This is a genomic window from Thermofilaceae archaeon (assembly GCA_038731975.1).
Lineage (GTDB): Archaea > Thermoproteota > Thermoprotei > Thermofilales > Thermofilaceae > JANXEW01.
Map to the genome: position 1 here is coordinate 1 of JAVYQJ010000033.1, position 9,204 is coordinate 9,204.

The window sequence follows — 9,204 nt, forward strand, 5'->3', positions numbered from 1 at the left end:
TTTCTCCTGGTGCGGCGTTTCTCGCGCGTGTGTGGTTTCGCGGAAAGGGTGTCTTGTTCCCCGACTCTTACGGGGATTACCGCTACTTTCCACGGAAAAACCGTCAGCATCGGCCCCAGCTACGAGAAAGGGGGACGGATTCCCAGGGGAAAGCGGGGATATTGACTAGCATGCCCCTGATGTTGGGGCTCTCTTGCGGACTCCGGGTGGGGTTCGCGTAATTTCGCGCTCTTGGCCGTCTACGCGGAGCGGGTGGAGCGCTGCTAGAGGAGGAGTGGTTCAGCTTCCTTGAGAGTTCCTTTGACCGCGTTGACTTCCAGCCCGGAGATTTCTAGCGCTGTCAGGCCGACTACGACAGTATCGTCGGCCTCGCTGAATACTACGGGGGCTACTTTCCTCTTGCCGGCGGGGAGTAGTCCGGACTCGCCAACGCCTCCCTCCACGTACCCCCCGAGAGCCTTGAACCTCTTCCTCCCGAGCGGCTTGATGCCGAGCTCCTCTAGGATCGATCTGTACACTACGGTGTGGATCGCTCCCGTATCCACTACGCCATCTACTTCCAACTCTCTCCGGTTTGTAGGGGTTGAAGACTCCAGCCTGAACCTTGACGAAGCCCGCATTGACGTTTGCGGCTACCGGCCATGGATTCCTTATATACACTAAGGTGTTCGGGTGCGCATGGGACAGGAGAGGGTTAGGATTTTAGTGATCTACGATAGTTGGACGGGGAATGTTGAGAAGATGGCGCACGCGGTTGCCGAGGGGGCTCAGGAGGCTGGTGCTGAAGTGAAGGTCGTTAAAGTGGACGACGTTAACGTGGACGAGGTGCCGGAGTACGACGGCTACGCGTTCGGGACGCCGACGCACTGCGGCACGATGAGCTACAAGATGAACTACTTCTTCAACAAGCAGCTAATCAAGTACTGGGGCAGGCTCCGGTACAAGGTCGCCGTTGCGTTCACCTCGTCCGGAGGCCTGGGGGGCGGCAATGAAATGGCTCTCCTGTCGCTCATATCGACCATCCTCAACTTCGGGATGCTGACGTTCGGAGTCCCCGACTACGTCGCACCCGGAGTCACGCTGCACTACGGCGCAGTCGCGATCGGCTCGCCCGACGAGAACTCGCTCAAAGCCTGCAGGCTGCTGGGCGGAAAGCTGGTTGAGCACGCGCGCGTGGTCAAGGCGGGTCTCAAGGCCCTCGGCTCCGCCTAGCCCTCAGGAACAGAACGCTCAGCAGGGCGGCGCTGACTAAACCGATTACAGCGCTGTAGGTGAAGGCGAGCGCTCTCCCGTACTCGTCCCAGAGGTACCCGACGAGCGTCATGCCGAGCAGCGTGGCGGGCCCGTAGACCAGGTAGAAGAGCCCGTAGGCCGTCCCCCTAAGCTCGCTCGGCGCGAAGTGGGGGATGACGGCCCTGTACAGGGTCTCGTGCATGCCGAAGAAGAGGCCGTAGAGGAGTACGAGCAGGAGGACGGCGGGTAGGCCTGAGGCGTAAGCCATGGCGATCGAAGAGGCGGAGAAGAGGAGGAGGGAGAGGGCGAGCAGCGGCTCCCTACCGACCCTGTCGGAGAGGATGCCGATCGGGTAGCCCACCATCGAGTGGAAGAGGTTGAGGCCCAGGTAGACGAGGGGGACGAGCTCCCCTGCAACTCCGAGCTCCGACGATCGGACGAGGACGAAGGAGAAGTCGTAGAACCCGAGCCCGAAGAGGCCGAAGGCGAGCAGTAGGAGGGGGAAGTCGCCCCTCAGTAGGGAGCGCGCCCCCCGAAGCAGGTTCCCCTCCCTCGGCTGGGTTCTCACGTCGGTGACGAAGAGCAGGAGGATCAGGAGGGCCACCGCTGCGGGGATGAAGGAGAGGAGGAAGAGGTGGCGCGGGCCTACCAGGGGTAGCAGCAGGGTAGCTAGTAGGGGCCCGACGATCGCCCCGGTCTGGTCGAGCGTCCGGTGAAGCCCGAAAGCCCTACCCATGGCGCTCTCCTTCACGGACTGGCTGATGAGCGCGTCCCTAGGTGCGGTGCGCAGCCCCTTCCCAGCCCTATCGGAGGCCCTCACGACCAAGGCGTCGGTGGGGGTGCGGGCGAACGCGAACATCGGCTTTGAGACCGCCGATAGCGCGTACCCGGCGAGCACCAATGGCTTACGCCTCCCCAGCCGATCTGAGAAGAAGCCGCTGACTATGCGGAGCAGGTAGTTTGCCAGCTCCCCAACCCCCTCGATTAGGCCGAGGAAAGCCCTTGAAGCCCCGAGCTCTTGGACCGCGAAGATGGGGAGGTAGCCCATCACCATCTCAGTCGAAATGTCGGTGAATAGGCTGACGAAGCCCAGGGAGTAGACGTTGCGCATGCCACCGCTAGAGTCGCTCTTGCTCACGAATAGCCCGAAAAACCCCCTTGTAAAAGTATTTTGCAAATCGACGGGGAGTAGTGGGTCAGCCGGATAACCGCATCGTCACAGCTCATCTCCCCAAGACCTCATCATCAGAGCCCCACCGCGCGCTTGGCTAAAGCCTTCAACCTACTCGCTGCGCTCGAGCACGAGGACCCAGTCCTCCTCCGGGCCGCTTGTCGGGGGCTTAAACTCCTCGAAACCCTCACCCTTAAACCTGCCAGCATCGTACCTAGCCCCAGACGAGGGGTCGTACCACCAGGCCTCCACCACGCCCCCTAGGGGTCCGAGATCCACGCTCACCGGTCTACCCGTTGGAGTGTACGCCATGGCAAAGCTCCCATCCACGGCGCGGCAAGCTGCAGTGTACTCGGGGCCGGATCCCGGGTCGCGCAGCAGGGATTGATCGGGCACCAGCAGCCCCAGCCTCCCCTCGAGCAGGTTCTTCAGGTGCTTCACCTGCCTTGCTCCCGGCATCTCCAGCGCGTCGATCCAGCGCAACCGTGGGTGGAAGTGGCGGGTCCAAGTGGAAGTGAGGGGGCGCTTCTCCGGCTCGTACACCATCCATACTTCGTTGCAGCCGTAGGTGAAGCCGCAGGCCCCGCTGAAGAAGGCCCAGTAGGCGGCTTCCCTCACGTCGTGCGCGCTAAACCTCCCTTTCGCAGGATCCCAGTTCACCGGGTGGTTCTCGTACCTAGCCTCCCCCTCAACTACGGGCTTAACGGGCTCCAGCCTGTAATCCCTCTGGATCATCAGGTAGTTCGGGAGATGCTTGGCGCTGTGGCCGGATTGGATCATGTTAAAGTCGAGCCAGGGCTCCCGGTGCAACCAGTCCGACGAGGAGTGCCCGCCCATAGGGTGGTAGGTGATGAGCTGCTCGCCGCGGCAGCCCTCCTTCAAGCCCCTCGCCATCGCCCTCCAAACCTCCAAGTGCCGATCCTCCTCGATCGGTCTGTCACCCCCCAGCACCCAGATGACGGGGCGCCCCCTGTACCGCTGGCCGAGGAAAAGCCCGTACTCGTAGGCGTTCTCGGGCGTGAAGATCTCTGGCCCTACACCCCACTTCTTGTTCACCTTGTCGCCCCACGTTGGCAGGAGCGCAGCGACGAGGCCGTGCCTCTCCGCCTCGAGAACGAAGTGGTCGACAACTTCGAAGTAAGCCTCGTTCGGCCTCGACGGGTCGTTACAAACGAGCGGCAGCTCTCCGTAGGCGTTGGGCTCGGTAAGCCCCCCAAACTCGGCGAGCACCACGCTCACCACGACAGTGAACCCCTTCTCCGCCCGGTTCTTCACGTAGAAGCTGACTTCCTCCTTCGTGGCTCGATGGATCAGCTCCCAAGCGGTATCAGCCAGGTAGATGAAGGGCCTGCCCCGGTCATCGACTAGGTAGCGCCCCGAGAGGGGGTGGCCCTCCCGACGGAAGACTTTCAGCACGAGAGGAGATCGCGCTTGCCAACAATTATTTGTATGTTGCTGGCCGCCTCCTACGAGCTCAGGCCCCCCTCTCCCTCCTCACCAGCCGCGCGAGCTTCTCGAAGAAGTCCCTCATCGCCTCGAGAACTTTCTCGAGCCACTTCCGCAGAAGCTCGATCCAGCCCGGTTGCGAGCCACCCCGGCTGGGCTGCGGCGCTCTTTCAGGCTGCTGGGGCTTTTGCGTGTTTTCTGCTCCCGGGGTGCCACTGGGCGACGTTGGACCCGGTGAGAGCTCCTTGGCGAGCGTGCCGAGGTGGGTCGCGTGCTTCAACCAAACGAGCGCTTCCTCGGTTGACTGTGTTGTTGAGCTCAAGTTCAGGTAGTAGACCGCAGCTAGCTGGTCCGGGGCCTCCGACGCTACGGCTAGGGCTTGGTCGCGGGACGTTGCAACGTACACGCCGCTGCCGGAGGCTTGAGCCTGGAAGGACAGCAGCGCGGCCTCCGATGTTGCCACGCACTTGGCGGCCGCCACGGCAGCTAGCAGGTAGCGGCCGGAGGAGTAGAAGGAGGTTGAGGCCGTGTAGTAGGTGTCGGCCATGCTCATCAAGGTTGTGCTGCCGCCCGCCTGGCTGAGAACCGAGTAGACGTAGGACCACGTGGTCCTCGCCACCGAGAGGTACGTTTGCGCCACTTCCCTCGCGTCCAGTAAACCGCCGCCAACGACGCCGTTCAGCCAGAGGCGGGCTTCGTCCAGGAACGCAGAGGAGTAGGCCAGGTACTGGAGCGCGGTCGCCGGGTCGCTGGACCACGTGGAGGCCGAGGCGTTGTAGAGCCTGTACGCCCTGACCGCCAGGTCGGCGGCTATGATCAACCGGTTCACGTCGAGCGGAGTGGAGGGGGCAGCCCCCTCAACCGCGTTGAGCACGCTCCTCAACCTGCCCTCCACGTCGTTGACGTACTGCTCCAGGTTAGCCCCCGAGTAGTAGTCGACGAGCATTCTGACCCACCGTGAGGTCGCGACGCTGTACGTGAACAGGGGTATGGATTCCACTCCTCTCGCCGACTCAGCGCTCGAGAGGTAGCTCCTCGCGCCGCTAAGGTACCTACCGATGAGGGTCTTCGTCAGCCTGCTCAGCTGCGACCCGTTCAGGTACCTGTCCGCGTCCTCAAGCTCGCTGCGTGCGATCCTCCTCATTTCGTCTCTAACGCCGGCCACAATCTCGAGGGCGCTGCCGCTCAGCTCCACGCGCCCAACCGCCCGCGTCGGGATTTCCACGCCGAAGAAGTACCGGAGGGCTTCGCGGAGAGTTGCAACCTCGATGACGGTCAAGCCCCACTGGCGCTTCGCCTCCTCAGCCAGGTTGACGGTAACGGGCTCGGTCGTGTAGAACCGGAAGGGTCCAACCCTTCTGACGACCGTCCTGTATACAGTGACGATGCTCTGGCCGGGTGGCACGAGGAAGACCTTTGCGCCCGCGGATGCCACAGCCTGGGCCTTCTCGTAGACGCCGCCCACGGGCCCGACGGTCCCATCCGGGGAGATCATGCCGGTCACCATCACCGACCTGTTGATCGGCTGGCCAGTGAGCGCGGAGTACACGGCAACGGCCATCGCGACGCCCGCGCTCGGGCCGCCAACGATCACGGCTGGACCGATCACTTTGAAGTAGAAGTTGTAGTTCGAGAAGCTCAGGTTCAGAAGGCTGCAAACCACCCTCGCAGCCGCTGTCGCGGCGCCCTGGAAGTCCTCCTGCGTTAGAGAGTACGTGGAGACGTAGACGTCACCCCACCCCTCCGTGACGAGGACGGTGACGTTAGTGGTCGTCCCCCTGTAGCTCCCATCAGCCGTCGTGACCGCCGGTACGAGCACCCAGGCGAAGCCGACAACACGGATCTGCTGCGGGACTGCCGGCAGCACTTGAGCCGCGAGCAGCGCCAGCACCAGTACTACGGCTGCGGTTCTACGCGGCACGGGGCGAGAGATCGCTTAGAGCGGTTTAAGCTTTGTGTCTCAGGGGTCCTGCGGAGCCTTCGAGGAGCTTTGAGCGCTTAACGCCCCTGACCAACAAGGCCTACCCCGCGTTGTCCACCATCACAGATTTTAGCGGCGCGCGTTAATCCGCAGATTCGTGGAAGAGAAACTTGTTGAGCTTAGGAGAAGGCTCGCGAGAATCCTCCGCGAGAACATCATCCCCTTCTGGTACAGGACGATCGACTGGAGGAACGGCGGCTACATACTCAACCACGATGTCGCTGGGAAACAGTTAGGTAAAGCCACGAAGATGGTAGTGACTCAGGCTAGAATGGTCTGGTACTTCTCACACCTCTACCGAAGCGGGTGGGCGGGCAGGGAGGCTTTCGAAGCCGCTGAACACGGGTTCGGTTTCCTGAAGGATAAGATGTGGGACGGGGAGTACGGGGGCTTCTTCTGGGAGGTCAGCGAGGAAGGCCGCGTGATCCGGGACTTTAAACACCTGTACGGGCAGGCCTTCGGCCTCTACGCCGTCTCCGAGTACGCTCTGGCCTCAGGCGTGAAGGAGGCGAGAGATTTCGCCGGGGAGGTTTTCGAGATCATCGAGCGGGCGCACGATGATGCCTACGGGGGCTTCCACGAGGCTTTTTCCCGCGACTGGTCTCCGCTGCGGGCTCAGAGTCCCGTAGGGCCGACGGGTTCGAAGACGATGAACACTCACCTGCACCTGATGGAAGCCTACATGACGTTCTACGAGCTAACCGGGAGCCAGTCAGCGAAGCAAAGGCTCCTAGAGATGATCCTGATCATGGCCAACGCGGTGGTTGACACACGCTCGGGCGCCTGCGTAGACCTGCACGACCCGAGCTGGAGACCCCTGCCGGTCTTTGGCGAGTACAGGGTATCTTACGGGCACAACCTGGAGGCCCTCTGGTTGACCGCGGACGCTTGCCAGTTAACGGGAGTGCCTGTCGGGCTGCTCGAGAAGCACTTCGAAACGGTGTACGATTACTGCGCAAGGTACGGGTTTGACCACGAGAAGGGAGGGGTCTACGACAGCGGGCCGCTCAACCGCCCAGCCGATAAGCTGGAGAAGGTCTGGTGGGTTCAAGCCGAGTCGCTGGTCGCGATGCTCTACCTCTACAAGATTACCCGAAATGAGCGATACCTCAGGGACTTCGAGAAGCAGCTCAACTGGATAGAGGGGTACCAGGTGGACTGGGAGAATGGAGACTGGTTCGAGGTTGTGCTGCCGGACGGGAGAAGGGGAGGCTTAAAGGCTCACGTCTGGAAGGCCGCGTACCACAACGGGAGGGCAATGATCAAGTCGATACAAGTCCTGGATTCCCTACTGAGGGAGAGGGGGTTCAGCTTCGATGACTAGAGCCCTCCCCTGGAATGGGGCTAAGCGCACCTTGAAGGATAGCTCCTCCCCCTTCTGCACCGCGCCCACCCTCTCGCCGCTGAAGAAGTCAGAGATGGTGAACTCTCTTTCTCCGCCGAGCTGGACAGTGATCGTGGACTCGGTGCGCTCGTTGAGGTGGTTGACAGCTAGCAGTAGCAGCCGCCGCCCATCGCGCCTCCTCCATACACCGACCTCTACTGCCGGGTTGCTGGACGACGCGATCGATCGCACGCCTGCCTCCCTAGCGACTCTCAAAACCAGCTCCCGAACCGTTTCATTCCAGCGGATTACGAACGGGAACATTACAGCCAAATCGTAGTAGCCCGGGTAGTTGGTGTAGTCGTAGCCCAGCATGGTTGCAGCCTTTACGATCCTACCCCTCCCCCTCTCAGACACGAGCAGCGCAGGCTCTCCATCCTCGAATCTCGCCACGATCCTCCCCCCAGACGCGTTGAGGTTCTCGCACATCCCGCTAACCCCAACAGGGATGATCCTCCCGTTCAAATCGCTGAGCCACGGGAGGTTCGTATCCACGATGTAAGCCGTATGGGTGGCAGCTGTAGAGGCGACGAGCTCCGGGAATGCCTGCTGGAACTCATCGACTCCGCTCCCGGCGTAATCGACGATCACGGTGCCCCCGTTCTCGACAAACTCGCGGATTCTACTCGATACTTCGGGTGGGAGAGTGGGGCAGCCGACCACGCAGAGCAGCTTGTACCCGCGCTCAGCGAGGATGCCCTCGAGAACCTGCTGCTCCGAGATCACGTCGACGGGTACGCTGCTACGCGCTAGCAAGCTGTAGAACAGGAGGTTGTTCATGTAGTACAAGTCGTTCCTCTTCAGCTCCATGCTCGTCCAGGAGTAGAGGAGGGCGACCTCCGCCCTCTGCAGCTCGTAGTCTTCAAGCTCCTCCACCAGAGCCCTGTAGATCCTATTCGCCTCCATCGTTGAGCGCCAGAGGTCGAGGTTCTGCCAGTTAACCCACCAGACAAGGCCAAGGGAGCCGTGGATGAGGCACGAGTACACCTGCTCAATCACGCTGCCCGGAGGGATCCTGTAGCCCATCCAGGAGTTGAAGGCTTGCCCGTTAGCCGTGTACGGCTTGCTGAAGCCCATCGCCGACCTGATTAAGTCCTTAATGTACTCGTAGACGTAGATGACGTACCGGTGGTCAAACTCGAGGGGGTACATGTCCTCGTGCCCCACGTCTAGGGCGCGCGCCATCCTGAAGATGTCGTTTCCCGAGTACACGCACTGGTAGGTGCAGGGGTAGAAGTCGTTCAACTCGTGCGTCGCCAGAAGTGGTCGAAGGCTTTTCGCGTACTTGATCAGCTCCTCCAAGAACCCGGGTATTATCTCCGCGTGGTAGTCGAGCCACTCTTTCCACAGGCTCGGCCTGCTATCGTCCCGAGGGGGCTCAACCTCACTCCAGTCCCTGTAGCGGGTTCCGTGCCGAGCGTTGAAGCTCTCAATGGAACCGTACTTCGCCTTCATCGCCTCCCTGAACCCCTCGACGCAGTACCGGCAGTAGCAGCAGGGTTTGAGCGGGCCTCCGCCGAACTCGGGCACATCGTTCCTGTAGTAAGCTTCATGGACGAAACTGAAGAGCGGTAACCCACCAATTTTGTAGAGGGAGGGATGGTCCCCGTACCTCTCTAGGAACTCCCTCACCAGGTTCTTAGCCTTCTCCATCAAAAGAGGGTGTTTAAAGCAGCCTATGTTCCAGTACCTGGGGTCATCGGACGTCGTCCCATCGTAGTTGACGATCTTCACCTCCGGGTGCTCGACGATCGAAACGTAGGGATTCAGCACCGGTGTAACTTTTAAGCCAAGAGCCGCGGCTTTGTCGAGGATGTAGCCCACAGCATCATCTCCCGCATCGGATACCAGCAGCCAGATGGACGTGGCTTCCGCTTCTTTAACGGCTTCAAGAACCCTATCAACTTCTCTTCTAGCACCCTCCCCCCTCGGTACGAAGACGTAGGCAGCTACGATGGGATCCCGGTAGTAGTCCCTAGGGAGCATGCC

General features: G+C 61.4%; 7 protein-coding genes. 2 read left to right on the top strand and 5 right to left on the bottom strand.

What is annotated here, in order from left to right; genetic code table 11:
- Window positions 1-263: 263 nt before the first annotated feature.
- Window positions 264-563, bottom strand: a complete 300-nt coding sequence (locus QXF46_08430) for a hypothetical protein (protein ID MEM0226883.1) — start codon at window positions 561-563, stop codon at window positions 264-266.
- Window positions 564-678: 115 nt separating this feature from the next.
- Here QXF46_08430 and QXF46_08435 point away from each other — a divergent pair, with 115 nt between their 5' ends.
- Window positions 679-1,212, top strand: a complete 534-nt coding sequence (locus tag QXF46_08435; protein MEM0226884.1) for a flavodoxin domain-containing protein — start codon at window positions 679-681, stop codon at window positions 1,210-1,212.
- Here QXF46_08435 and QXF46_08440 read toward each other — a convergent pair.
- From QXF46_08440 to QXF46_08450, 3 genes are all read right to left on the bottom strand, one after another.
- Complete coding sequence (locus tag QXF46_08440; protein MEM0226885.1) at window positions 1,190-2,371, bottom strand: MFS transporter; 1,182 nt, start codon at window positions 2,369-2,371, stop codon at window positions 1,190-1,192. The two genes, QXF46_08435 and QXF46_08440, sit on opposite strands and share 23 nt — an antisense overlap.
- A gap of 144 nt (window positions 2,372-2,515) precedes the next feature.
- Window positions 2,516-3,820: a glycoside hydrolase family 140 protein gene (locus tag QXF46_08445; GenBank protein ID MEM0226886.1), complete on the bottom strand. Its 1,305-nt coding sequence runs from the start codon at window positions 3,818-3,820 to the stop codon at window positions 2,516-2,518.
- A 58-nt stretch (window positions 3,821-3,878) separates the two neighbouring features.
- Complete coding sequence (locus tag QXF46_08450) at window positions 3,879-5,771, bottom strand: S16 family serine protease (protein MEM0226887.1); 1,893 nt, start codon at window positions 5,769-5,771, stop codon at window positions 3,879-3,881.
- 157 nt (window positions 5,772-5,928) lie between these two features.
- On the opposite strand from QXF46_08450, the gene QXF46_08455 reads away from it, so the two are divergent.
- Window positions 5,929-7,155 (top strand): AGE family epimerase/isomerase, encoded by a 1,227-nt coding sequence (locus QXF46_08455; protein ID MEM0226888.1) that lies wholly within the window; start codon window positions 5,929-5,931, stop codon window positions 7,153-7,155.
- Here QXF46_08455 and QXF46_08460 read toward each other — a convergent pair.
- Window positions 7,120-9,204, bottom strand: a 2,085-nt coding sequence (locus QXF46_08460; GenBank protein ID MEM0226889.1) for a beta-galactosidase, incomplete at its 5' end; no start/stop codon positions are given. The genes QXF46_08455 and QXF46_08460 overlap by 36 nt on opposite strands.

What these genes read in the sequence shown, in the direction of transcription:
- QXF46_08435 (MEM0226884.1), top strand. Translation starts at nt 679, where the DNA reads ATGGGACAGGAGAGGGTTAGGATTTTAGTGATCTACGATAGTTGGACG.